Raw genomic sequence first — 24,981 nt, 5'->3', positions numbered from 1 at the left:
AACCATGGCTCTCTTCAAGAAGAACACCAGCAAGACTGGTCGTCGTCACCCGCTCGCAACCGTTGCCCTCGTGGCAGTTGGTCTGCTTGTCACGGGCGCCGCATACACCGGCTTCAACCAGACCTCAGCTACCGCAGAGGTTGATTGGACCAAGTTCAGCCAGGATGAGAAGAACCTCACCGCTGGCGAGAAGCTGTTCGGCGCCAACTGCGCCACCTGCCACGGCCTGAACGCTGAAGGCACCAACGATGGCCCATCGCTCATCGGCTCGGGCGCAGCTTCGGTGAACTTCCAGGTTGGTACCGGTCGTATGCCGCTTGCTTTCCAGGGCCCACAGGGCATGGTCAAGCCAAAGCAGTTCGACGAAGAGCAGACCCTGCAGCTCGCTGCTTGGGTGGCATCGCTCGCACCAGGACCGGATCTGCCAGATGCAAAGTACCTCCAGGGCGATAGCGATATTGCTAACGGTGGCGTACTCTTCCGCATCAACTGCGCAATGTGCCACAACGTTGCTGGCGCCGGTGGCGCACTGACGCAGGGCAAGTGGGCTCCAAAGCTCACCGGTGTTCCTTCAACGCACATCTACGAGGCCATGGTTACCGGCCCGCAGAACATGCCAGTCTTCAACGATGCCAACATCACTCCAGAGCAGAAGTCGGACATCATCAGCTACCTCAAGTACATCGAGGAGCAGCCTGCAGTTGGCGGTCTGTCACTCGGATCAATTGGTCCAGTTGCTGAGGGTCTCTTCATCTGGGTCATCGGCCTCGGTATTATCGTCGCGCTCACGGTGTGGGTCACTGCAAAGTCGAACTAGTCGACTAGCACCGATCAACATCGTCAAGAACAGTCAGTAAGCAAGGAGCATCATGGCAGAGGAAGCGAAGAACAACGGCACAACCGCCGTTGTCCCCGCTCAGAGCCACGACAACGATGGCGCAGCGGTAGGCACCGCGATCATTGCGCCCGATGTCGTTCAGAACCCCGGTCTTCCCCCGCATCGTCAGCGGGTAACCGATCTAGACCCAAAGCGTGAGAAGCGCGCAGAGCGCATCGTATACTCGCTTTTCTACATCTCAATCGTAGGAAGCCTTGGCGCCGTACTGGCGTACATGTTCTTCCCGATCGAGTCAGGCGACCTGGGGCAGATCCGTCTGCACACCATGTTCGTCGGCATTGGCATGACCCTTGCGCTGCTTGCCATCGGCATCGGTGCAGTGCACTGGGGCAAGGCGATCATGGCCGACCACGAGTCGATCGATGAGCGTCACCCAACCCCAAGCGATGAGCCAACGCGCGAAGCAGCAGCCGAGGTATTCGAGCTCGCTGATAAGGAGTCGGGCTTCTCGCGCCGCACTCTGGTTCGCAACAGCCTCATCGGCGCACTCGTTGCCTTCCCGATCCCAGGCATCACCCTGCTGCGTGGCCTAGCTCCGCAGGATCAGGACGCAGTAACTCTGCTCAAGCACACCATGTGGGAAAAGGGCACTCGCCTCTCCCGCGACCTCGGTGGAGCTTCGGTTGGTGCAGCGATCAAGGCTTCCGATGTCACCATCGGTTCGGTCTTCCACGTGGTTCCTGAGAACCTCGACCAGGCAACGAACGTGCTTGACGAAAAGGCCAAGGCCATCGTCCTGCTGATCCGTCTCGATCCAGCTGACCTCACTGAGCCAGAAGATCGCAAGGACTGGTCATACAACGGCATCGTTGCTTACTCAAAGGTCTGCACGCACGTCGGTTGCCCAGTTGCTCTGAACGAGCAGCACACGCACCACCTGCTCTGCCCTTGCCACCAGTCGCAGTTTGACGTCAGCGACCAGGCAAAGGTCGTCTTCGGCCCAGCCAAGCGTCCACTCCCGCAGCTCCCCATCACGGTGGACAGCGAGGGTTACCTGGTTGCACGCAGCGACTTTGAAGAACCTGTCGGACCTAGCTTCTGGGAGCGCCTCAAGTGAGCACTGTGACTACTCCATCAACGCAAAGCCAGAGCGGTTCAACGTTTACCGCCAAGGCCGCCAGCTACATTGACGACCGCACCAAGATCGGTGTTGCAGTCAAGGAGTTCGGCCGCAAGGTCTTCCCTGACCACTGGTCGTTCCTGCTCGGCGAGGTAGCTCTCTACAGCTTTGTAGTGATCCTCCTCTCGGGTACCTTCCTGACCCTGTTCTTCCAGGCGACGATGATCGAGACCCACTACACCGGCCCATACGTGCCGATGAAGGGCGTCGAAATGTCGGGCGCAATGGCCTCGACCCTCGACATCTCGTTCGGTGTTCGCGGCGGTCTGCTGATGCGTCAGGTGCACCACTGGGCAGCCCTGCTGTTCGTGGCATCGATCGGCCTGCACATGCTCCGTATCTTCTTTACGGGTGCATTCCGCAAGCCACGCGAACTGAACTGGCTGATCGGCTTCGTTCTCTTCGTTCTCGCAATGGCTGAGGGCTTCACCGGCTACTCACTCCCCGATGACGTTCTCTCGGGTAACGGCTTGCGAATCATCGATGGCATCATCAAGGCGATTCCAGTCGTCGGCACCTACCTGTCGTTCTTCTTCTTCGGTGGCGAGTTCCCAGGTACCGACATTGTTGGCCGCCTCTACATGCTGCACATCATGCTGCTGCCTGCACTGGTTATCCTCTTTGTCGCGCTCCACCTCGCATTTGTGGTCATCCACAAGCACACCCAGTACCCTGGCCCAGGCAAGACCCAGCAGAACGTTGTTGGCTTCCCTGTTCTCCCTGTGTACGCAGCAAAGGCCGGTGGCTTCTTCTTCATCGTCTTCGGCGTGATCATGCTGATCGCCACCTTCGTTGGAATCAACCCGATTTGGAACTACGGTCCATACGATCCGTCACCAGTTTCGGCTGGTACCCAGCCCGACTGGTACATCGGCTTCGCCGACGGTATGCTCCGTCTGATTCCACCAGGGCTCGAGACCGAGTGGTTCGGCTACACCTGGTCATGGAACATGCTGATTCCGCTTATTATCATCGGAATCTTCCTGATCCTGGTAGCTATCTACCCGTTCGTAGAGGCTTGGGTAACCGGTGACCAGCGCGAGCACCACATCCTGGATCGCCCACGCAACGCTCCTACCCGTACCGCTATCGGTGCTGCAGGTGTCACCTTCTACGCAGTGATGTGGGCCGGCGCAAGCTCGGACCTCATGGCAACACACTTCCAGCTTTCGATGGAAGGCGTGATCCACGCTCTGCAGATTCTGCTGATCCTTGGACCGATCGTCGCTTACGTAGTGACCAAGCGCATCTGCCTCGCACTGCAGAAGAAGGATCGTTCGATCGCTCTGCACGGCTACGAGTCGGGACGTATTGTTCGCCTCCCAGGCGGCGAGTACGTTGAGGTTCACAAGCCAGTTAGCGAGTACGAGCGTTGGGAGCTAGTCAGCTACCACAGCTACGAGCCACTGATGCTTCGTCCAAACGACGATGGACGTATTCCGTTCTCACGTCGTCTGCGCTCAGGCTTCAGCCGCTGGTTCTTCGAAGACCGCGTCGTTCCCCCAACTCAGGGTGAGCTCGACCAGGCTGAGCACGAAGGCCACTAAGCCCTCGTCAAAAGGAGGCCCCGATCGGATTTGTTTCCGATCGGGGCCTCCTTTTTTCATACCCAATTCGTTACTTCAATGCCCTCGCTCCCCCGTCGCCATGACATTCTGAGACTTCCATCTGTTTCTGTAGGCTGGCGCAGCGCTGAAACGTGGATTCACACAAAGCCAACCCCCGCATCTTCCTGCCACTGCTATCCAAAGCCACCGGGCGTGGGTCCCACGATCCTTCGCCGCAGTTTGATTCTGCGATTCATGACGTCTGTACTGGATGATGACGGCCGCTTAAATGCAAGCGCACTCCCCTGGCCTTATCATCGGTCAACGGTCGTGCTCCGGTAAGCGTCGTCCTGCCATCCTCTTCTGTGGGGCTATCGTCACCCTGCCCATCACCCAGCCCGTCATTCTGAGGCGTTCTTCAGCCTGCTGAGGCGGATCGTAAAGATCTTGGTATGCTCCACTGGATCCTGCGGCTCACGAGCTCCTGCAGGGTGCCGGCGACTACGGGCTCGCAGGGCAGATGGCACGGGCATCGCGGAGGATTCGTCGACGCGACTGGAGGGAGCTGGGCGGCGCCGTCTATGCAGGGCGACGCGCGAAGGAATGCAGGAACGCGCGAAGAATGCAGCCGTGCGAGGAAAGGCAGCTGTGCGAGGAAAGGCAGCTGTTCTAGGAATCGTCCGCTAGAGCGCCGAGAAGATCCCGCGTAGTAGCTGTGGCCAAGTTGGCGACGTTCTCTTGCCCATGGGCTGCAGAGAGCCTGCTCAGCAGGTCTTCGAGTTCGAGTTTAAGCTTAGGATCGTACACGTTCGCAAGACACTGCAAAACGAAAGCGCCGAGCAAGCGGAGTTCTTCGTCGAGCGGCTGAGTCAGTAGCGCGCTTAAATCACGCGCAGCGAGCCTTTGAGCGGCCTCATTGCCGCATTCGATGAAGAGAGCTTGCTTCGTGCTGAAACTCGCATAGACGTGCGGCTGAGGCACATCTGCGAGAGAAGCGATCGCTGAGGTTGAGGCACCGTGAAAACCTTGACGCCCAAAGACGAAAAGCCCAGCTTCAATGAGCCGGGCACGGTTCTCCCCCGGACGCCGACGGACCCTGCGGCTCACAGAAGGAGCGGCAGGGTCTACGTCGTTGTCGTGTGAGGACATACTCGTATCTCGGCGACTTAGCCGAGCTCGAGCACCTTACGGTAGTGTTCACCAACTGGCTCAAAGCCGCGATGGTTGTAGAACGAGCCGATACGTGCGGTCGAAGCAGAAAGCTGACGCACACCGCGGCCCATGCAATAGTGTTCGTTGGCCTGCATGAGGCGGTCACCGATGCCGTGTCCGCGCGCCTCGGCATCAACCACGATCTCCTGCAAGTGAGCAGTGAGACCTGGTGCGTGCAGCAGGCGGGAGACGGTAAGCAGTGAGTAGCCGGCGACGCGACCGTCTTGTTCGGCTACGAAGAGAACGTTGGTCTCTTGGTCTCGATGGCGAAGCACGTTATCGAGCGCGACGTCAAACTCGTCACGCCCGATAGCTTCGCGTCCAGTCTGATACTGGACGGCGAGGGCGTGAAGCACCGAAGCGTCTTCAACACGCCCTCGCCGAATAGTGATAGTCACGACTTATGCGGACCGATCAGCGAGCGAAATGCCCGCGGTAGTACTCGTACACCCAGCCGACGACTGCGATCAGCACCACTGGCAGCGACAGGAATGTCAGCCAGAAGTTAAAGCCGATGCAGAGGCCAAGGATGAACAGTGACAGCGAGAACGCCAGCACGATTGGCCACCAGCTCCAAGGGCTGAACTCGCCGATCTCTGGATCGCCATCATCGATGTCGGTGTCCTGACGGTCCTCAACCAGCACGCCACCCTGCTTCTTCTGGACGAGCCAGACGTAGACAGAGATCATTGCGGTGAGTCCGCCCGAGAGCAGGATGGCTGTGGTGCCAGCCCACTCAACGTAACCGTGAGTGATCAGGTTCCAGATCGTGTACATGCTGCCCACGATCAGGAAGTAAGCAGTCAGGATTCCGAAGATTACGACATTTGACTTCATGGTTCTTCTTTCCTTTCTGCGTTACTTCGCCTGAGCGAGCGCAGGCTCGCCCTCTTGTCCGGGCTGCTTCACGCCGCTGACCTCAGGATGGTTGAGGTCGAAGGCAGGAGACTCCGAACGGATGCGTGGGATCGAGGTGAAGTTGTGGCGTGGTGGAGGGCAAGAGGTTGCCCACTCCAGCGAACGACCGAAGCCCCATGGATCGTTTACGGTGACCTTTGGCGCATTGCGTGCGGTCAGGTAGACGTTCAGCAGGAATGGAATCATCGAGATGCCGAGGATCATCGCGCCTACGGTCGAGAGCTGGTTCATCCAGGTCAGGCCGTCTTCTGGCAGGTAGGTGTAGTAACGACGTGGCATAGCCATGACGCCAGCCCAGTGCTGCACAAGGAAGGTGGTGTGGAAGCCGATGAACAGGATCCAGAAGTGAATCTTGCCGAGACGCTCGTTGAGCATCTTGCCGGTCCACTTTGGCCACCAGAAGTAGAAGCCCGAGAACATGGCAAACACAACGGTACCGAAGATCACGTAGTGGAAGTGAGCCACAACGAAGTAGGTATCCGAGAGGTGGAAGTCAAGCGCTGGCGAAGCCAGGATGACACCGGTCAGACCACCGAAGACGAACGATACGAGGAAGCCGAGGGCCCACAGCATCGGAGTCTCGAAGGTGATCGAACCACGCCACATTGTGCCGATCCAGTTGAAGATCTTCACACCGGTAGGAACCGCGATGAGCATCGTCATCAGCGCGAAGAACGGTAGCAGCACCGAACCGGTGACATACATGTGGTGAGCCCACACGGTCATCGACAGAGCAGCAATCGAAATTGTCGCGTAGATAAGCGTCTTGTAACCGAAGATCGGCTTACGGCTGAATACCGGGAAGACCTCAGAGACAATACCGAAGAACGGCAGCGCAATGATGTAGACCTCTGGGTGACCGAAGAACCAGAACAGGTGCTGCCAAAGAATGGCACCGCCTTCTCCGTTAAAGATATGTGCACCGAAGATACGGTCAGCTGCAAGGCCAAAGAAGGCCGCTGCGAGAACTGGGAACACCAGGATCACGAGGATCGAGGTGATCAGAGTGTTCCAGGTGAACACCGACATACGCCACATGGTCATGCCTGGAGCACGCATGGTGATGATGGTGGTGATGAAGTTCACGCCACCCATGATCGTGCCGAAGCCACCGATGCCGAGTCCGAGAACCCAGAGGTTTCCGCCGACGCCCGGCGAGAACGTTACGTCCGAAAGCGGAGCGTATGCGAACCAGCCAAACGATGCCGCACCCTGTGGGGTGAGGAAGCCGCCGACAGCAATCAGCGAACCGAACGTGTAGAGCCAGAATGCCAGTGCGTTCAGACGTGGGAACGCCACGTCAGGAGCACCAATCTGCAGTGGCATCAATACGTTTGCGAAGCCTGCGAACAGTGGAGTTGCAAACATCAGCAGCATGATGGTGCCGTGCATGGTGAACAGCTGGTTGTACTGTTCCTTGGTCGCGACGATTTCGAGACCGGGAGCGAACAGCTGCGCGCGGATGATCAGGGCCATCAGGCCACCGATCATGAACCACACGACCGAGCTGATCAGGTACATGTAACCGATCACTTTGTGATCCGTGGACGTAAGCCACGAAACGATCACGTTGCCCTTCTTCATCTTCTTACTCTCGCTTCTCACTACTCGTTCTGAGCCTTAGCTTCGTCACCGAAGAACTCGTCCTGCAACGGGTTGTAGTCGAGACCGACACTTCCCTCGAAACCGGCTTCGCGCTGTGCCTTGATGTAGGCATCGTACTCAGCCTGCTCAACAACACGAACCTCGAAGAGCATCATCGAGTGGTACTCGCCACAGAGCTCTGCACACTTACCCATGTAAGTGCCAGTCTCCTGAGGCGTGACCGACATGTAGTTGGTCTGACCCGGGATCATGTCCTTCTTGTAAAGGAACTCGACCACCCAGAAGGAGTGGATGACGTCGCGCGTCTCGATACGGATCTCGGTCTTCTGGCCAACCGGCAAGTAAAGAACCGGCATGGTCTCAGGAATTGCAGAACCGTTATCGTCGGTCTGCACCTGTACGCCCTGGAAGTACACGTCATCGTTCAGGTAGTTGAAGTCCCAGCTCCAACGCTTACCGATAACTTCGACGACGTTATCTGGGTTCTCGTAGCGAGCCTCGATCGACGACATCTCTTTAGCGGTGAAGCCAAAGAATGCGAGGATCAAGATCACTGGAACCACAGTGAAGAACGTCTCGATGGGCATGTTGTAGCGGAACTGAACCGGTAGGCCGGTCTGTCCCTTACGGCGACGGTAAGCAATTGTCGCCCAGAGGATCAACCCCCAGGTGATCACACCAACACCGAGCAACACAATCCATGAGTTAACCCACAGACTGGTAATGCCCGGAGTGTGCTCCGTAGCGTTGGTTGACCCTTCGGGGAGGAATCCCCGCTGCTGAGCCGGTGTACAACCGGCAAGAACCAACGCCGCAGATACTGCAACGCCGGTCAGGGCCCATTTCATTCGACGATTGGGACGCACCGCATACCTTTCGAAACTGACTGTCGAGATGCCTGCAAGCAGACAAAGCTGATGACTCTCTGGAATAGCTTAGCGCGAAGCTGAGGGTTTACTGAACACGAGGCAGGGGTGTCGTCAGCTGAAGCTGTCGCCACATGCGCAACTTCCCTGCGCGTTCGGGTTGTCAATGGTGAATCCCTGCTTCTGAATGGTGTCTTCGAAACCAATCGTAGAACCGCTCAAATAGGGGACGCTCATCTGGTCAACGACGACCTGAACACCTTCAAAATCAACGATTGCATCGTTGTCGAGGGTGCGCTCATCGAAGAACAGCTGATAGATCAGACCCGAACAACCTCCCGGTTGAACGGCGATACGAAGGCGCAAATCATCGCGTCCTTCTTGGTCGAGAAGTTTACGAACCTTCTCGCGTGCCGCATCGGTAATCGTCACCTCATGCGCAGGCGTCATTACTGTGTCGCTCATAAGCTTCAGTCTACCTCTCTCGCGCGGTATCTTGGCGCACCCTGACGCACTATCCTTATATGAGACGAACAGTGCGTTTTTGGTTTGCCCAAAACGTACGCAGTGCGAAAGGAATGGCGTGGCAAAAAAGAGCACCGCTGAATCGGGAGCGTCCGAGCAGCAGCCAGAAGAGACCACCCCAGTTGGTAAGGGACGCCCAACTCCGAGCCGTAAAGAAGCTCAGGCCGCGAAGGCGCAGCCGCTCGTAGGCTCGCGAGACAAAGAAGCACGCAAAGCTCAGCGCGCAAAAGAAGCTGAGTTCCGTGAGCGGGCGCGTACTGGCATGATGGCCGGTGAAGAACGCTACCTGGGCCCCCGAGACAAGGGGCCACAGCGCCGGTACGTGCGTGACTACGTTGACGCCCGGTTCTCACTCGGCGAGTTCCTGATCCCGGCAATGCTCGTAGTCCTCGTGATGACCTTCCTGCCTGCGCAGTGGCAGGTCATTAGCCTCTTCGCTATTTGGGGTTACCTCGGCGTGTCCGTACTCGACGCTGTCTTCCTTGGCCTTCGGCTAAAGGGCAAGCTCGCTGAGAAGTTCGGCGAGGCGAATGTGCAGCCAGGCTTCCGCTGGTACGCCGCTATGCGCGCCTTCCAGTTCCGCATGCTGCGCATGCCGAAGCCTCAGGTGAAGCGCCTGCAGTTCCCTGAATAACTGGGAACGCCCACGCATCACGAGCCCGGAGGTCTCGCCGACTCCTCGCGAACAGGCCAGAAATGGCCCGTTCTTTTAGCTCGTCGCGCAAGTGAAGCGCCTGCAGTTTCCTGAATAACTAGAGAATCTGCATAACTAATAGAGGGGCTGAGTTTCGTTCTGAAACTCAGCCCCTCTTATGTTGCGTTGGATCCCCCAGCCCGTATGCAGAGCGGGCGATCCGCCGTAGAATTTACTGCTTCGGAGCCCGCCAACCGGCCGCTGCGAGGCCCCGGTTTATCTCTCGGGCCCAGAGCGGCCCTTCATAGATGAACGCGGTGAAGCCCTGCACCAGCGTCGCTCCAGCATCCAAACGTTCAAGTACGTCGGCGGCAGTGGTCACTCCCCCAACAGAGATCACGCAGAACTCTGGATCAGGCTCGGTTGCGCGGATGCGTCGAAGCACCTCGAGTGAGCGTTCCTTGAGCGGAGCACCCGAGAGCCCACCCGCACCCATTTCCTCAATTTTCTCAGTAGCTACGTTGAGTCCATCGCGAGAAATCGTCGTGTTTGTCGCGATGATGCCGGCAAGGCCCAAATCTTTGGCAAGCTTCACAATGCCATCGAGCTGTTCGTCGTCCATGTCTGGCGCGATCTTCACGAGCAGCGGGGTGCTGCCAGAGACTCGCTTCACCTCTGCGAGAAGCGGTGCCAGCGAGTCGAGCTCCTGTAGACCACGCAGGCCCGGCGTGTTCGGTGAGCTCACGTTGACGGCCAGGTAGTCAGCGATGGGCGCGAGTCGCTCAGCGCTGTAAACATAGTCGCCGGTCGCGTTCTCGACCTCAGTGATTCGGCTCTTTCCGATATTCACACCGATAATTGGTCGGTGTTTTGAGAGGCGTGCTTTCTCGATGCGCGGCACGGCATCGGCAGCACCTTTATTGTTGAAACCCATTCGGTTGATTAGGCCGCGATCATCGACAAGTCGAAACATCCTTGGTTTTGGATTTCCATCTTGGGCGTGTCGCGTGACGGTACCGATCTCAACATGGCCAAAACCGAGTGCGCCAAGGCCGAGAATCCCCTCAGCGTTCTTGTCGAAGCCTGCCGCCATGCCGAACGGACTAGGAAAGTCCAGCCCAAGCGCCCGAACGCGCAGGCTACGATCTGGCGCGCAGAAGTCGCGCACGGCGCTTCCCGCGAGGCCTGCTGCCTGGATCACGGGGAAAGCGAGGTGGTGGGCCTGTTCGGGTTCCATATGGCGCAAGAAGGTTTGAAAGAGCGCAGGATAGATTCGCACGATTAGTCGGTCTCTTTCTTCGTCTCAACGCTGTCACCCAAGATTGGGATCTGGCCAGTGCCTGGGAACTGCCGCAGCCCCGCGATGGCCGACTCGAAGTCTTCAAGCGATTCAAAGGCTTGGTAAACACTCGCAAATCGAAGGTAAGCGATCTCGTCGAGTTCACGCAGGTGCGGCAAGATCGCAAGGCCAATGTCGTTTGCATCAAGCTGTGCTTGACCGCTTGAGCGAACCGATTCCTCAACCTGCTGCGCAAGCATTGCAAGGTCGCTCTCGGTTACCGGTCGGCCCTGGCAGGCTTTACGCACACCGCTCATCACTTTGCCGCGGCTAAACGGTTCGACAACTCCTGAGCGCTTGATCACGGTAAGACTCGCGGTTTCAGTGGTGCTGAAACGTCGGCCGCACTCCGGGCACTGTCGACGACGACGAATCGAGAGACCGTCGTCACTTGTGCGCGAGTCAATTACGCGACTATCCGGGTGTCGACAAAAAGGGCAATGCACCTGAATTACCTTTCGTTTTCGAAGCGGGCAGATACGGCTTCGCCGTGCGCCGGCAGCCCCTCAGCCGCCGAGATTGCGAGCAATGGCTCGTGCACTTCAGCGAGTGCGCCACGATCGTAAGAAATGATCTGCTGTGGCCGTAAGAAAGTGTGTGCACCGAGTCCGGCCGAGAACCGTGCGGTACCGCCGGTTGGAAGCACGTGGTTTGAACCAGCAAGATAATCGCCGAGACTGACAGGTGTGTATCCGCCGACGAAGATTGCGCCGGCGTCGTTAATCAGCGCCAACACTCGATCGTTATCAACAGTCTGGATTTCGAGGTGTTCAGGGCCATAAGCGTTGCTTACGCGGGCAGCTTCTTCAAGCGAATCGACGAGGATCACTGCCGACTGCGGCCCAGAAAGAGCCTCAAGCGCGCGGTGCGCGTGCCTCGTCGCAGCTACGCGGCGCTCGACGGCCGCTCGTACTTGTTCGGCGAAGCTAGCAGAGTCAGTTACCAGAACCGAGGCAGCTGCCTCATCATGTTCTGCTTGGCTTACGAGGTCCGCTGCGACAAAGTCTGGGTTCGCGTCTCGATCGGCGATCACGAGAATTTCGGTGGTGCCAGCTTCGCTGTCGATCCCGACAAGGCCCGTCACCGCGCGTTTCGCTGCCGCAACAAACACATTGCCTGGGCCAGTAACAACGTCAACCGGTTCAAGCCCGATCGATGGCACCCCGTAGGCGAAGGCAGCAATTGCTCCGGCTCCCCCAATTGCGTAGACCTCGTCAACCCCCACGAGAGCTGCTGCCCAAAGTACGGATTCGTGTGGTCGACCGCGGTTGTCGAGCTGCGCTGGCGAGGCAAGCGCAAGACCTTTGACCCCTGCGGCCTGCGCAGACACAGCATTCATCAGCACTGAGGAGGGATAGGCTGCCTTCCCGCCTGGAGCGTAAAGACCAACGCGGCTGACCGGTTGCCAACGCTGGGTAATCGTGGCGCCGTCATTAAATCGCGTGACCTGTTCGGCAGGCACCTGCGCGGCCGAAGCGATACGAAGCCGCGCAATCAACTGTTCAAGCGCATCCCGCAGTGCGGGTGGGCAGCTTTCAAGTGAGGCCTGAATTTCTTCGGCCGGAATACGAAGCGCGTGATCGCTGACTCGGTCAAAGTCACGTGCTTGCTCACGCAACGCTTCCTCGCCACGATCGCGCACAGCTTCGACAAGTGGGCGCACCTGAAGAGTCGCAGCAGCGGTATCCACCGCAGCTCGCGGCACCAAACGCAAAAGCTCGGCGCGGGAAAGGTTTTGTCCTCGGAGGTCAATCGTACGAAGCATAGCTTGCCTATTCTATCGTTGGGGCGTTTCAAGCATTCCGAGCCAGACAAGCTCGCGGACGCCCGTTACAAGAGCTTCCGCGCAGGCTTCGGCTTCGAGCTCAAGAATCTGGGCGAGCGCTCCAGCAATCTGGTGAAGAGTGAGATCGCCATCACAAGCGCCAACCGCAGCTGCGAGCAGCGGGTCAGCCTGAACGACCCGGGCGAGCGGTCGATCAGTGTGGAGTTGTATTGAGAATGGCGCGTCAACGCCCGGTTTGTGTTCACGAGTCTCGGTGATTGAGCCGGCCTGAATCCAGAAGCAATCAAGAATCTCAGCGTCGGACATTTGCGAACACGCGATCGCGTTGCGGAATACCCGATCGATTGTGGCACCCAATTGCCTTTGCGCAAAGGGTTCCGGGGCGTATTCGCTTCGCAGGATAGGCGCGCTCGTGTGCCCGGATCCAGCGTTTTGCTGAACTGCACGAAGCTTTTGTATGCGGATCGAGCCAAGCCCAATTGAGGTGACCCTTCGTTCGGCGAAGTCGCCGAGCCAGGCACGCATCATCTCAGAAAACTCAGCATGATCCGGCCGCGTGCCGCCGTCACGTATCCAAGTTTCGGCATAGCGGATCGGTTCGAGCCGGTCCCGTTCAATCACCCATGAGGCGAGAGCACCGTGCGCCTGCTGCGCTTCTTCAATCCACGACGCTACTCGGTGCAAACCCTGCTGCCCCCAGTGGCTTTCCCAGTTGGCGAGGCAGACCAGGGTGCCTTCGTCAGCCAAGAAGCCGGGAGCTTCGCTGACTACACGTCGAGCCAGTTCGTCGCCGACAAGGCCACCGTCTCGATATTCGTAGCGTTCGACGTTCTCATCGGTATTTCGGGGAGTAATCACAAAAGGCGGGTTCGAAGCGATGAGGTCGAATGTCTGCCCAGTTACCGGAGCGAAGAGGTCACCCCGCACAAAACTGACAGCACCGTTAATTCGATTCAGCACAGCGTTTGCTGCCGCAAGCTCAAGCGCTCGCTCCGAAATGTCACTAGCGACGACCTTGTTCACTCCTGCGCGAGAAAGATAGAGCGCGACGATACCGCAACCTGTGCCAAGATCAAGCGCCTGTGACGGAAGATCTGGTACGTCACCAAGCGGCAATTGAGCGAGCAGCGAACGAGTTGCTCCCCCAACTCCCATGACGTGATCTGAACGAGCCGGACCAAAACGCAGCTGGTCGTCAAGATCGGAAAGAATCCACCAATCGCTCGTACCTCCAGTCGCATCGTCTACGTCTGGCAATTCGATCGGGTTGAGCGAGAATTGCAGCCTAAAGCCCTCAGCCTTGGCAGCCAAAAGACCAAGTTCGCAGAGCCCAGCACAGCGAAGCTCAGGAAAAGCAAGATCAAGTTCGGCCTCGCTAAGCGTTTCACCAAGTAGGAGCGCCCTGATCATCAGCGCCAGCTGAGTCTCTTCGCGTTCGGCGAGCACAATCACGGCTGGCTCGAAGACGCCCCGAAGTCGAGCATCATCTGCCGAAGCGCCGAGCAAAGCCCGCACATCGCTCACACGATATGCGGCCCGCTCGATGTCGGCACGAAGAGACTCGAGGAGTTTTGTTGTGAATTGCACTCAGCTATTGAATCCAGAGGTGTCACCGATCAGGCGAGTGTTGTCAGCCGGGACCGGCTCAACAGCTGCCAGGGCAACCTCAGCCGCAAACTCGGAAACATTGTAGAGCTTGCCCGCAGATTCGCGGCGCTCTTCAATGGCACCGGGATTCGCCCGCTCAAGCAGCGTAGCGGTCACAGTGCCCTCGATCATGTCACCCGAAACAACGACAAATTCAATGCCTCGTTCAGCCAAAGCCGGAATACGCTCGCGAAGCGCGTCTTCACCGGCACGCTTTGACAGTGCCACCGGCTCATACTCCGGCATCGTTGGAGTGGTGTGGATGAAGTGCGCCTGGTGACTGGTCACAAACACGACACGCGATCCCTCGCCGAGCAAAGGCAATGCTGCGTCGAGCACTGCAAGCTGAGCATCACGGTTCAGCTTGAGCGCGTAGTCCTCAGCCATGCCGCTTTCCATGCCGCCAGAAGCGTTGAGCACGAGAATGTCGAGGCCGCCGAACTCCTGCTTCACCTCAGCGAACATAGCTGCAAGCGAATCGTTATCGGTCAGGTCAGCGCCCTGCACAAGCGCGCGTACGCCCAGTTCGCGAAGCTGAGCGGCAAGCTTCTCTGCACGCGGCGCCTTATTGCGGAAGTTCACCACAACGTCTGCGCCAGCGTTTGCGAAGTAGCTGACGGTATCTGCACCGATGCCACGTGATGAACCGGTTACGAGGGCACGCTTCCCCGCGAGGCTGCCTGCTGCGAGCGGCTGAGTCAAGATGTCTCCTTCGAATAGAGTTCGTCAAAACATGGCGACCATGTCTATATATGTAGTCAAGCGTAGCGGTCGAAATATGACGATACGGACACGGGGTCTGTTGCTTCACGGCTTGGACCGCTACTCTGCAAGAAACAACAGCCGTTGCGACGCGGTGCCAGAACCCTGGCACGCGAGACATGGAGGTAGACATGGCCGAGCGAACACTGCGCGGATCGCGCATTGGAGCGACGAGTCTGCAGGGCGATAAGGGCATCGAGTTTTCACCACGAAAGCGCGTTGAATACCTTACCGACCTTGGCAATACATTCTCGGTAATGTTCGATTCTGAGGCTGAAGTTCCACCCGAATGGTTCGATCCGAAAAGCGGTGAACTTGGCTTTCTCGATGACGAGGCCGGTAAGGCAGCTCGCGCCGAGTTTGAAGAAAAGGGCCAGAATCAACGCACCCATTGGGACATGCTGCTTGAACGCCGCAGCCGCGAAGAACTCGAAGAGCTTCTTGAAGAACGACTTCAGCTGCTGCGCGCTCGTCGAGGAAAGTAGCACACACGACACTTTGGTTCGTGAGCATCACAGACCAGCACGAATTTCACCTGAGTGCGTGATACTTTCAGCAGCAAGTTGCTGCCCGTTTAGCTTGCCTTCTTACGGTTGAGCTTGTGCAGCTGGCGTGCACCCACAACTCCGAAGGCCGCACCGAGCAGGCCAATGGTGATCCAGGCACCGGCAATTGCGCTGCCAAATCGCAGCGCTGGTGTCTGCCCTTCAACGAGCGGCACTGTTGCGTAGAGGTAGTCTGCGGTGAAAGGCGTTAACTGATCGACAAAGCTGCCATCAGGCATAATGACAGCGCTCGTACCGACAGTAGAAATATTCACAACCGCGCGGCCCGTCTCTATGGCGCGTAGCTTCGCGATCTGCAACTGTTGTGCGCTCTCATCGGTTCGTCCGAAGTCGGCGTTATTCGTCGGAGCAAGGATCACCTGGGCTTCGCTCGGTTCTCCATTTTCAAATGGGCCGTTCATCATTGCGACCGCCTGCTCGTCAAAAGTGATGTCAAAGCAGATTGCGATGCCTGCCCGGATCTGCCCTTCCGTGGTCTCCAACTGCATCACCGCTGGCAATTGGCCGAAACTATATTCAAGCTGTACGAGGTCTACGAGGTCTGGCGCGAGTGCACGGAAGAACGCCCGATTAGGCATGTACTCGGCGAAGGGCACCGGTCGGCGTTTGTCGTAGCGCTGACCGGTGGCGCCATCAGCATCAAACACAACGGAGCTATTCGTGTAGCTATTGTCAGGATGCTGCAGGACCGACCCCGCGACAATCGGGGCTTGTGCTTGTTGGGAGAGCCGTTGCACTTCAAAGCCACGCATGCGCTGTTCAGTCAATTGAAACTCGGCAGCATTTTCTGGCCAAACAATAAGATCAACAGATTTGCCCTCGCGTTTTAGCTCGGCAAGCATGTCACTGGTCGCGTCGAGATGGTCTCGAAACACGTCACCATTCTCTCGATCATCAAAGATGCCCGACTTTGAGTTTCCCTGGACACCGGCAACCGAAATACTGCCAGAGGACTGCAGCGAGTACACCGGCACCAAGGCAAGGCCGAACGCCAACGCTGCAATAGCTCCGAGAGCGACCGTCTTTGAGAAAAACTTAGCCTGTCTGCTCGAAAGCACCGCCACCACAAGAGCGCTCAGCAACGCCAATAGGCCGCTGAGGCCAGCGAAACCAAGCCAAGATGCGAGCTCAGCAAAAGGACTGTCTGCTTGGAGCATCGCCAAGCGTCCCCAAGAGAAACCGCCGTAAGGCCAGGTTGACTGGATCTGCTCACGGGTAGCCCAAAGCCCGGCAGCAACGAATGCCTGAGCAAGCCCCAAAAACACTCCCGGCCGCATCAGGTGCGCCAAGCCTCTGGTCGAAATAGCGATCAGCATGCCGAAGAGGCCAAACCAGATAATCATGACGCCAGCGAGCCCTGCCCAGGGCACCGGCCCAAGGTAAAGGGTCAACCACGAGATATGCGGCATCCAGAATGTCGCGCCAGCGACGGCACCAAAGAGAAAACCGCTGCCCGCTTTGCGCTGCCAGAGAGCGGCAAAGATAAGACCCGTACCGATGAGGGCTGCCGGCCACCAGCTCACCGCTGGCGCTGCAAGGTCTAGGCAGAAGCCACCAGCGGCAGCAAACAACAACGCGAGCCACCAGGGCAGCACCTTTGGCGTTGCCGCTTTGCTCGGGTTCTCACTCATGCCGCACTCGATGTCTCAACGATGCCCCGTCGAATCTTTCGTTTCGCCTCACGAGCAAGTTTGCCGAGCTCGGCTAGGCGATCCTCGTCAACCTCAGCGTGTTCGCTTGCCTGCGCAATCTGATCAAGCAGATCGATAGTTTGTTTTGCCCAGCGCACAAAATCACCGGCACCAATCTCAGCTTCCTCGAGAGTGCGACTGAGCGTCCACCCGTTCGCCCAGCCTTGCATTGCGGTTGCTAGGCCAGCGTGTGGCATTTCAGCGCCGCCGAGACGGTGTCGCTCACCGACCTCGTCGAGTGATTCCCAAAGATCAAGGGTGCGCTCAAAAGCTGGCCGAAATGAACCACCAGGCCAGCGACCCTCTGCTTCATCATCACGGCGTGGCTCGTAGCTGAGCGCACAGCACATGGCGGCGAGTCCGGGCGCGTCGATACCGCGCCAAGCATCGTGCCTCAGGCACTCCGCCACTAGCAGGTCTCGCTCACCATAGACACGCGCGAGCAATCGGCCCCAAGCGGTGACCTCATCGCCACGCAGGTATTCAAGTTCGCCAAGAGCGGCAACCACACGGTCAAAGGTACGCGCAATCGTGCCGCTTCTCGCCTCAACACGGCGACGGCCGCGTTCAATCTGCTTGCGCAATTTGCGGGCGCGGTCTTCCCACCGTTTCTTGTCGGCACCCTTGGAGCGGCGGGCCGCCTTGTCATAGCCGGCTAGTGATTCTTGTTCTGCTCGCAATTGACGGGCCTGGTCAACGACGTCACGGTCGGCCTGAAACTGGGCAAAACTGAGTTCGAGTGTGTCACGAGCGCGCTCATGCGGCATTCTCTGCAGCAAGTTCACTGCCATATTCGGGGTGGGTTTGAAACTCGATCGGACGGGGAAGGAACGGGCCGCCGCCAGGTGGGCTACAGCTTCAAGATCCATTCCGTCGCCCCAGACCACGATCGCGTGGCCCTCGTGGTCAATTCCGCGTCGACCGGCGCGACCGGTGAGCTGGGTATATTCGCCAGAGGTAAGTGGCACACGCTGCTCACCGTTGTACTTGTCGAGCCGCTCAATCGTGACCGAGCGAGCTGGCATGTTGATGCCGAGAGCCAGAGTTTCAGTGGCAAACACCAGCTTCACCAGGCGACGCTGGAAGAGCTGCTCAACAACCGCTTTGAACTGTGGCAAAAGCCCGGCGTGGTGTGCTGCCACTCCCCGTTCAAGCCCTGCAATCCATGAGTTCACACCGAGAATACGAAGGTCATCTTCGTCTAGACCGTCGATGGCTTGGTGGATCACCGCGCGAATTTCGTCACGTTCTTCGCGTGTGGTGAGTCGGATACCCTCGAAGAGGCACTGCTGCACGGCCTGGTCACAACCATTGCGGCTAAAGATGAAGACGATGCCTGGCAGCAAGCCGGTCTCTTCAAGCGCTCGTGCCATGTCTGAGCGGCGAATTCGTTTCACGCGTCGAACCGGCGCACGCCCTCTGCTTCGGTCGCGATTCGAGCGGTATCGTTCGTAACCGCGGTCTCGCGAAGACCGATTCCCCCTGCCGCCACCGTCTTCGCTGTCTCGCGAACTTCTTGCGAGGCTGCGCAGCTCTGGGTTGAGCTTGCCGCGCTCTGCCAGCTCACCGTCAGCGTTGATGTAGAGCGGAAGCAGCGCCTTTGGGGTCAGTACGTGTTGATACAGTGGTACCGGCCTGTGCTCGCTCAGCACAACATCGGTGTCACCACGTACCGCGTGCATCCAGTCGCCAAATTCTTCGGCGTTTGACACCGTTGCAGAGAGCGACACCAGCCGAACAGTCTCGGGTAGGTGCAGAATGATTTCTTCCCACACAGCTCCCCGCCAACGATCGCCAAGGTAGTGCACTTCATCAAGCACCACAAAGGCAAGCCCTTCAAGAGCTGCGCTCTCGGCGTAGATCATATTGCGCAAAACCTCGGTGGTCATCACCACAATCGGGGCATCACCCCGCAGGTTCACGTCTCCGGTGAGCAGGCCAACTTCGTCTTCGCCGTACTCCGCGCAGAGCTCCCGAAATTTTTGGTTTGAAAGCGCCTTGATCGGTGCCGTGTAAAAAACTCGTGCGTCCTGTTCACGGCGCGCGAGGTATACAGCAAACTCAGCAACGGTGGTTTTTCCGGAGCCTGTCGGGGCTGCCACAAGCACACTACGACCATCTTCTAGCCGTTCACACGCGGTGCGTTGAAATCCATCGAGTCCGAAGCTGATCCTTTTCTCGAATGCTTCGAGTGCAGGATAGTCGTTCACGAATTGTCTCCGCTCGTGGTTACTTCGTCGAGATCGTACTCGGCAAATTCTTTCGCGCGCCTCTTGTCGGCGATGTGGTCATGCCAGATGGCGATACCGGCCGCCGCAAAGTACAGCACAACGATTGGAGCAGAAAGGATGAACATGCTCATCAGCTCAGTTGCTGGCGTGGTAATGGCAGCAAAGGTAATGATCGCGATAATCGCAATTCGCCACTGCTTAAGAATTGCTTTGCCGCGAACCACACCCAGGAAGTTCAGCAGTACCAGTAGCACCGGCAACACAAACCCTACGCCAACGGCGAAGAGCAGCTTAAACGTAAAGTCAATGTAGGTTCGCGCATCCATATTGAACACGTCTTGCGATTGTTGGAAGCTTGCCATCAATCGCACGATGTTTGGCAAGACTGTCCAGCCGACATAGACACCGGCCAAAAAGAGTGGCACCGCCGCACCAAGAAAGCCAACCGCATGCCACTTTTCGCGCTTGGTAAGGCCAGGCACGATAAATGCCCAGATCTGGTACAACCAGACCGGGCAGGCGATGATCACGGCGATCCCGAGCGCAATCTGTACAGTGAGATCGAAACCGCCCGAAATATCGGTGTACATGATCTGTGCTTCGCGACCGTTTTCGCGCAGTGCTTCGATGGGCTGCCGAAGCATGTCCCAGACCCAGGGCGATAGGTACCAGCCGGCAACCATGCCGAGCAGGATTGCGATTGCCGAAATGAAGAGTCGATTTCGCAGCTCAACAAGGTGAGCGCCAAGACTCATCTTGCCTTCTGGGTTCTTGCGCCCGCGACTCTTTTTTGCCACCAGGTAAGTCTATCCGGGAGTGACCGTGAATCCGCTCTTTACACGTCGTAACGTGCAAGTGCGCGGCTGGCCCATTCCTGAACTGCGTCACGAGCTGACGCCGGGGCGAGCACAATCACTTCGCCCGGCGCAGCTTGAACAAGCCGAATAGCGACGGCGGGGTGCAAAAGTTCGAGCTCGGCTTCGCACCAACCATCGGGAAGATCACGCGTCACTCGGGGCGCAAAATCAGCGATTGTGCGCAGCGCCGCAGGCGTCAACTTTATCTGTGCGGTCAGTTCCGCTTCGGCAAGGCCCGCTTCGCGTTTGGTCGGCGCGAGCGGGGTGCGATCCGCTCGCTCATCAATCGCGTGAACCTCTCGCATGCGATCCAGCAAAAATGTTCGTTCAGCAGCGCGGTCAAGACAGTAAGCACGCAAATACCAAGCGTCGCTTGATTGGCTCAGCAGCAGCGGCTCTACGACGCGACGCGTGGAAGTTCCGCTCGCATCGCGGTACTCAAAGCTTAAGCGCTGCGAGTTCGCCATCGTCGAGGTGATTTCGCTGAGCCTGTTGTGCACGGGGTCTTCACTCGCGGTCAGCGGGCTACGCACTTCGCTGACTGGCACAACGGCAGCTAGTTTCTCGGCAGTGCTTTGGGCTACAGCCTGCAATTCGGCAGGAAGCATCGGCCCGAGCACGTGCAAACCTGCGATCATCGCTGAAGTTTCCACTGACGAAAAACGCGGTGTCTCTTCAACCGCAACAATGTTCGTCAGGCTTACCAAGTCGTACTGTTCAAGCGCATCCCAGTCGATATCAAACAGATCTTCGTGTTGATAGGTCTGTGTTTCTCCGGGTACTCCAGCAACACCAAGAAAACGCACCAGTTGACGAAGCGCATTTGGCGAGACATCAAATTCTGTAGCGAGTTCGGTGATCGAACTTGGCCCGTGCTGATCTAGGTAGGGCACAAGTGCCATCAGCAGCATTACACGGTCTGAGGTCGTAAATTGCCTAGCCATCTGCCGCTCCCGAGTGCTGTTCGCGAATGGTTTCGAGTAAGCGAGTGGTTTCGGCACGCAAGGTTTCTGGTTCAACCACAACCGCTTCGTCACCAAAACCGGCAATCTCACTTGCGAGTACGGAGTAGTCAAGCGTGCCGAGCTCAATATGCACGCCCTCGCCGAGTTCGCGCGCTGGATCACTCGAACCGCTCTGTACCGCAGACTCAGGGGTGTCAGCTCCCCCGCTAATCACGCTACCTCGTGGCTCAAGACGTGCCTCTGCGGTAGAACCGCGCTGTACCCGTACAATCGCACGCTGCTGTGCAACGAGTTTGAGCATGTTGTCGAGCGCTTCTTGAGCTCTTGACAACAGTGCAGCATCAAACTCCTGCTGCTCGATTCGCACCTCAGAGGTGATGCGCGTGAGCAAAAAGATTCGTTCGGCCGAACGGTCGAGATCGTGTGCAACCAGATGCCATCGGCCCTCTGCACGATGCAGACGGAGCGGGGCAACACGCCGTTCAAGGGCGGTTTCGCGGTTGGGCAGGCGATAGTCAAAACGCACAATCTTGCGCTCGTCGATCGCCGCCTGCAAGGGCACCGCTGCAGCTTCGCGCATGCCAAGACTTGGCGCAATTCCCAGATTGCGCACATCGAGGTTCACGCCAAGAGAAACCAGTTTCATTGAGGCCCAGCGTGAGGCAGAGTCAAGACTGCCGTCACGCCATGCAAGCGAAGCCATTTTGAGTAGCGTGAGTTCTTCTGCCGAAAAACGCACTTGCTCGGGCAGTTGCAGCCGATCTTTTACGATCCGATATCTAGAAAGCTGGTTATTGCCGGCTTCCAGCGGTGAGTCGATCGTTTCAATCGGAATGCCAAGCTCACGGAGCTGAGTTTTGTCGCGCTCAAATTGACGCTCGATCGCTGGATCGGGCTTCCTTGGGTCATACCTTTCGGCATAGCCGTACACACTCGATAGCAGCTCAGACTTCGTCAGCCCTTGCGGGCTGGCAACCAGAGCGAGCACGAGGCTGAACACCCGTTCCTCGCTTGGCACCCGCTTTCGGGCCGACGAGCTTGCCATCGAGGCCTACAGAACTGCGAGAATGTCGACCACGCTCACGCGGGCCGTGCCGTCACCGGTTGGCTCGATGATAACGACCTGCGATCCAACGGGGTAACCCGTCAGCTCTGCACGGAAGCTTGCACCGGTCTGACCTTCGTCACCCTCGGCACCGAAACCACTTGGCATTTCGTCCCAAGTGTTTCGAACGACCTGACCTTCCCAGCTCACAGTGAGAACGTTGCCGATCACGTTGTCGGTCGAAGCTACCTTGTCACCATTGCCTTCGATGCGCACCGAAGACTTCACCTTGGTCGGCGCCTGCTGCGGAGGCAACACCATACCAGGGCGGCCCGTCTCGTCATTTGTCACAGCGGGGAACCCGGTAGTGAGCGCACGTGTCTTGCCCTCAGCACGAGGAGCATAAACGGCGTTAATCTCTGCAACAACAATGAGCTGGCCGTCAACACCCATAGCGGCGCTGTCCTGCGGCGAAAGCTCGGTCACGACGGTGTCGCCAACCGATGAACAAAGCAGTGCACCAACCACGGGGCCCTGCTCTGCCGTCGCGAGCAGCAGTTGACCACGACCGCTGCCGTAAGCTGGCGAAACATCGAGGATGTCACCCGTATCGGCATTCACAAATGCGAGATTCGCTTCAAACAGCGAACCAGATACGACCACGTCGCTTGCATCGGACGTCTTGTCGCCTGCGCTGAACACACTGCTGTGCGTGTTCATGCTGCCAGCGCCCTCAGGCACCTTCACCGAGAGAGTATCTGCGGAGTCACCACTCACGGTCACCCCGTCAGTAAGAGCACTTGGCTGAAACTGTGGTTCACAATTTACTACTGCTTGGTTAACTGCCGTGCAACCAGTCAGCACGGACGCCATAACTGCGGTAGCAGCGGCAATGGGAAGAACACGACTGCGCATGACAACCTCTCGAAGAATGCGACAACTTACTTAGCTTAGCTGAGGCGAAAGCTTATTCGCCTGCGCCGCGCTCTTGCGCGAAACGCTGCGCCTCGCGAACCTTTTTGCGAAGCACCTTGTCGCTCTTGGCCCACTGGCCAATCGACTCTTCGCTCCACTCCTTAGACCCGTCCGCGCCTTCGTTCACCAGGTCTGGTGTCCAAGCAGCAACGTCGGCGTCAGTGTATTCACCCTTAGAAGCACGACGCTTCAACTGCGGAAGCTTCGCACCGGGGGCGAGTCTGCGCGCGGTGATCAAGAAGCCGGTGTGTGCCACCATGCGGTGGTCTGGGCGAACCGCGAGGCCCTCAACGTGCCAGCCGCGAACCATAGTCTCGTTCGCCTGCGGGTGGGTAAAGAGACCCGATCGTCGAAGTTCTTCAGCAACACGAGAGAGCTGCGTAACAGTGGCGACGTAGCAGATCACCACGCCACCGGGCTTGAGCGCCTCAGCCACAACGTCAACGCATTCCCAGGGTGCGAGCATATCGAGCACGACACGGTCTACGGTGCCCGAGGCACATTTCGCTGGCAGCGCATCCTGCAGGTCGCCGACGGTAACCGTCCAGTTACTTGGAACCGAACCTGAGAATGCCGCAGCATTTGCGGTAGCAATCTCAGCAAACTCTTCGCGACGCTCAAAGGAAAGCAGCTCACCGGTTTCGCCGATCCCACGCAAAAGATGCAGCGACAGGGCGCCCGAACCGACCCCGGCCTCAACAACACGGGCACCCGGGAAGATATCGGCAAGTGAAAGAATCTGCGCCGCATCTTTCGGGTACACAATCGCGGCACCGCGCGGCATAGACATCACAAAGTCGCTCAGCAGCGGTCGCAGTGCAAGGTACTCTTCACCGCTGCTGTTGGTCACCACGGAACCGTCGGGCAAGCCAACCAGATCAGCATGCTTCAACATGCCCCTGTGACTATGAAATTCAGCTCCAGGCACCAGGGTAATTGTGTTGAGACGCCCCTTCGGGCCAGTCAGCTGCACACGATCGCCGTAACTGAACGGTCCGCTCAGTTGCGGCGTAAGCTCAGTAGCCGCTGTCTCGGCAGGGATGTGATCGGTCACTGTGCAGTCTCCTCGGTGACGCTCGTAGGTTCGGAATGAGCCGCGCGAATATCGTTGTGCAGCTCACGAAGTGTATCGGCATCAATGCCAGCAAGAGTTGGAATAAGGCGATGCGCCGGAGCATCATCAAGCGAAACCATGTTGGGAATACCGATGGCCGTCGCGCCCGAAGCGTACGCAGAATTCAATCCGGTCGGCGAGTCTTCGAACGCCACACAGTTCTCAATCTGCACGTTGAGCGCGGCAGCACCGAGCAGATACGGCTCGGGGTGAGGCTTAGCGTGGGTTACTTCGTCGCCTGCAATCACAGCGCTGAAGGTACCCTCTGGAAGCATCGCGACTACCGCGTCGGCCAGCGAACGTGTAGACATCGTCACCAGCGCGCATGGCACACCGGCGTGTTTCAGCGAAGCCAAGAGTTCGACCGCGCCAGGTCGCCACTGCGGCTCAGAGCTCGCGATCCCACGAGAAACCCCATACACCCATTCGGCCACGATCTCGTCGGCGCTCAACGGCACGCCAAGATCGCGAAAGTGCTCAGCAGCCTCCCACAGCCCCGACCCGATCAGACGCTGATGGGTCTCGGCGCTCATTTCAAGGCCGTAGCGACGAAGCATCGCAAGCTCGGTCTCGATCCAGAGCGGTTCGGAATCGATGAGGGTGCCATCCATGTCCCACAGAACTGCGGCAAAGTTGTCAGATTTCATCACTCAAGATTCTAGCCGTCTTCGTGACAGA

Annotated in this window: 23 protein-coding genes; 5 read left to right on the top strand and 18 right to left on the bottom strand. The window is 58.1% G+C overall.

Annotated features, from left to right (window positions below; all coding sequences use genetic code 11):
* Nucleotides 1-4 precede the first annotated feature (4 nt).
* The 3 genes from QBL02_RS12435 to QBL02_RS12425 are packed head-to-tail and all read left to right on the top strand — an operon-like array spanning nucleotide 5 to nucleotide 3,565.
* Complete coding sequence (locus QBL02_RS12435) at nucleotides 5-817, top strand: cytochrome c (RefSeq protein ID WP_282726744.1); 813 nt, start codon at nucleotides 5-7, stop codon at nucleotides 815-817.
* Nucleotides 818-869: 52 nt separating this feature from the next.
* Complete coding sequence (locus tag QBL02_RS12430) at nucleotides 870-1,955, top strand: Rieske 2Fe-2S domain-containing protein (protein ID WP_282726743.1); 1,086 nt, start codon at nucleotides 870-872, stop codon at nucleotides 1,953-1,955.
* 5 nt (nucleotides 1,956-1,960) lie between these two features.
* The gene (locus tag QBL02_RS12425) at nucleotides 1,961-3,565 is read left to right on the top strand and encodes a cytochrome bc complex cytochrome b subunit (protein ID WP_282726935.1); all 1,605 of its coding nucleotides are present in this window, start codon (nucleotides 1,961-1,963) and stop codon (nucleotides 3,563-3,565) included.
* 1,166 nt (nucleotides 3,566-4,731) lie between these two features.
* Here QBL02_RS12425 and QBL02_RS12420 read toward each other — a convergent pair.
* The 5 genes from QBL02_RS12420 to QBL02_RS12400 all read right to left on the bottom strand — a co-directional run bounded on the left by QBL02_RS12420 (nucleotide 4,732) and on the right by QBL02_RS12400 (nucleotide 8,631).
* Nucleotides 4,732-5,175, bottom strand: coding sequence for a GNAT family N-acetyltransferase (locus QBL02_RS12420; protein WP_282726742.1), 444 nt, complete (start codon nucleotides 5,173-5,175; stop codon nucleotides 4,732-4,734).
* Between the two features lie 16 nt (nucleotides 5,176-5,191).
* Complete coding sequence (locus tag QBL02_RS12415; RefSeq protein WP_282726741.1) at nucleotides 5,192-5,614, bottom strand: cytochrome c oxidase subunit 4; 423 nt, start codon at nucleotides 5,612-5,614, stop codon at nucleotides 5,192-5,194.
* A 21-nt stretch (nucleotides 5,615-5,635) separates the two neighbouring features.
* Entirely contained in the window at nucleotides 5,636-7,279 is a 1,644-nt protein-coding gene (ctaD, locus tag QBL02_RS12410) for a cytochrome c oxidase subunit I (RefSeq protein ID WP_282726740.1), read from the bottom strand.
* A gap of 20 nt (nucleotides 7,280-7,299) precedes the next feature.
* The gene (coxB, locus tag QBL02_RS12405) at nucleotides 7,300-8,148 is read right to left on the bottom strand and encodes a cytochrome c oxidase subunit II (RefSeq protein WP_282726739.1); all 849 of its coding nucleotides are present in this window, start codon (nucleotides 8,146-8,148) and stop codon (nucleotides 7,300-7,302) included.
* A 132-nt stretch (nucleotides 8,149-8,280) separates the two neighbouring features.
* Nucleotides 8,281-8,631, bottom strand: a complete 351-nt coding sequence (locus QBL02_RS12400) for an iron-sulfur cluster assembly accessory protein (protein ID WP_282726738.1) — start codon at nucleotides 8,629-8,631, stop codon at nucleotides 8,281-8,283.
* 118 nt (nucleotides 8,632-8,749) lie between these two features.
* On the opposite strand from QBL02_RS12400, the gene QBL02_RS12395 reads away from it, so the two are divergent.
* Nucleotides 8,750-9,325 (top strand): DUF3043 domain-containing protein, encoded by a 576-nt coding sequence (locus tag QBL02_RS12395; protein ID WP_282726737.1) that lies wholly within the window; start codon nucleotides 8,750-8,752, stop codon nucleotides 9,323-9,325.
* Between the two features lie 232 nt (nucleotides 9,326-9,557).
* On the opposite strand, the gene QBL02_RS12390 is transcribed toward QBL02_RS12395, so the two are convergent.
* From QBL02_RS12390 to QBL02_RS12370, 5 genes are read right to left on the bottom strand one after another with little or no spacing between them, the layout of a single operon-like run.
* On the bottom strand, nucleotides 9,558-10,598 hold the full coding sequence (locus QBL02_RS12390) for a quinone-dependent dihydroorotate dehydrogenase (RefSeq protein WP_282726934.1): 1,041 nt from the start codon (nucleotides 10,596-10,598) through the stop codon (nucleotides 9,558-9,560).
* Between the two features lie 8 nt (nucleotides 10,599-10,606).
* Nucleotides 10,607-11,110, bottom strand: coding sequence for a transcriptional regulator NrdR (gene nrdR / locus QBL02_RS12385; RefSeq protein ID WP_282726736.1), 504 nt, complete (start codon nucleotides 11,108-11,110; stop codon nucleotides 10,607-10,609).
* A 5-nt stretch (nucleotides 11,111-11,115) separates the two neighbouring features.
* Nucleotides 11,116-12,429 (bottom strand): histidinol dehydrogenase, encoded by a 1,314-nt coding sequence (hisD, locus tag QBL02_RS12380; RefSeq protein WP_282726735.1) that lies wholly within the window; start codon nucleotides 12,427-12,429, stop codon nucleotides 11,116-11,118.
* A 12-nt stretch (nucleotides 12,430-12,441) separates the two neighbouring features.
* On the bottom strand, nucleotides 12,442-14,037 hold the full coding sequence (locus QBL02_RS12375) for a class I SAM-dependent methyltransferase (RefSeq protein ID WP_282726734.1): 1,596 nt from the start codon (nucleotides 14,035-14,037) through the stop codon (nucleotides 12,442-12,444).
* Nucleotides 14,038-14,799, bottom strand: a complete 762-nt coding sequence (locus tag QBL02_RS12370; protein ID WP_282726733.1) for an SDR family oxidoreductase — start codon at nucleotides 14,797-14,799, stop codon at nucleotides 14,038-14,040.
* Nucleotides 14,800-14,990: 191 nt separating this feature from the next.
* Here QBL02_RS12370 and QBL02_RS12365 point away from each other — a divergent pair, with 191 nt between their 5' ends.
* Complete coding sequence (locus QBL02_RS12365) at nucleotides 14,991-15,344, top strand: RNA polymerase-binding protein RbpA (protein WP_282726732.1); 354 nt, start codon at nucleotides 14,991-14,993, stop codon at nucleotides 15,342-15,344.
* An 89-nt stretch (nucleotides 15,345-15,433) separates the two neighbouring features.
* On the opposite strand, the gene lnt is transcribed toward QBL02_RS12365, so the two are convergent.
* The 8 genes from lnt to QBL02_RS12325 all read right to left on the bottom strand — a co-directional run bounded on the left by lnt (nucleotide 15,434) and on the right by QBL02_RS12325 (nucleotide 24,950).
* A complete protein-coding gene (gene lnt, locus QBL02_RS12360; RefSeq protein ID WP_282726731.1) occupies nucleotides 15,434-17,056 on the bottom strand; it encodes an apolipoprotein N-acyltransferase in 1,623 nt (540 codons plus the stop codon).
* Complete coding sequence (locus QBL02_RS12355; protein WP_282726730.1) at nucleotides 17,053-19,326, bottom strand: DEAD/DEAH box helicase; 2,274 nt, start codon at nucleotides 19,324-19,326, stop codon at nucleotides 17,053-17,055. The genes lnt and QBL02_RS12355 overlap by 4 nt, the downstream gene beginning before the upstream one ends.
* Complete coding sequence (gene tatC, locus QBL02_RS12350) at nucleotides 19,323-20,144, bottom strand: twin-arginine translocase subunit TatC (RefSeq protein ID WP_282726729.1); 822 nt, start codon at nucleotides 20,142-20,144, stop codon at nucleotides 19,323-19,325. The genes QBL02_RS12355 and tatC overlap by 4 nt, the downstream gene beginning before the upstream one ends.
* 38 nt (nucleotides 20,145-20,182) lie before the next feature.
* The gene (locus QBL02_RS12345; RefSeq protein ID WP_282726728.1) at nucleotides 20,183-21,148 is read right to left on the bottom strand and encodes a WYL domain-containing protein; all 966 of its coding nucleotides are present in this window, start codon (nucleotides 21,146-21,148) and stop codon (nucleotides 20,183-20,185) included.
* Entirely contained in the window at nucleotides 21,141-22,214 is a 1,074-nt protein-coding gene (locus QBL02_RS12340; RefSeq protein ID WP_282726727.1) for a WYL domain-containing protein, read from the bottom strand. Before QBL02_RS12340 ends, QBL02_RS12345 begins: the two co-directional genes overlap by 8 nt.
* A gap of 6 nt (nucleotides 22,215-22,220) precedes the next feature.
* Nucleotides 22,221-22,991, bottom strand: a complete 771-nt coding sequence (locus tag QBL02_RS12335) for a peptidylprolyl isomerase (protein ID WP_282726726.1) — start codon at nucleotides 22,989-22,991, stop codon at nucleotides 22,221-22,223.
* A 190-nt stretch (nucleotides 22,992-23,181) separates the two neighbouring features.
* Entirely contained in the window at nucleotides 23,182-24,243 is a 1,062-nt protein-coding gene (locus QBL02_RS12330; RefSeq protein ID WP_282726725.1) for a tRNA (adenine-N1)-methyltransferase, read from the bottom strand.
* Entirely contained in the window at nucleotides 24,240-24,950 is a 711-nt protein-coding gene (locus QBL02_RS12325; RefSeq protein WP_282726724.1) for an HAD family phosphatase, read from the bottom strand. The genes QBL02_RS12330 and QBL02_RS12325 overlap by 4 nt, the downstream gene beginning before the upstream one ends.
* Nucleotides 24,951-24,981 lie beyond the last annotated feature (31 nt).

The organism is Leucobacter sp. UT-8R-CII-1-4, from assembly GCF_030010235.1.
Taxonomy (GTDB): domain Bacteria; phylum Actinomycetota; class Actinomycetes; order Actinomycetales; family Microbacteriaceae; genus Leucobacter.
This window is presented reverse-complemented; position numbering and strand designations above follow the sequence as displayed.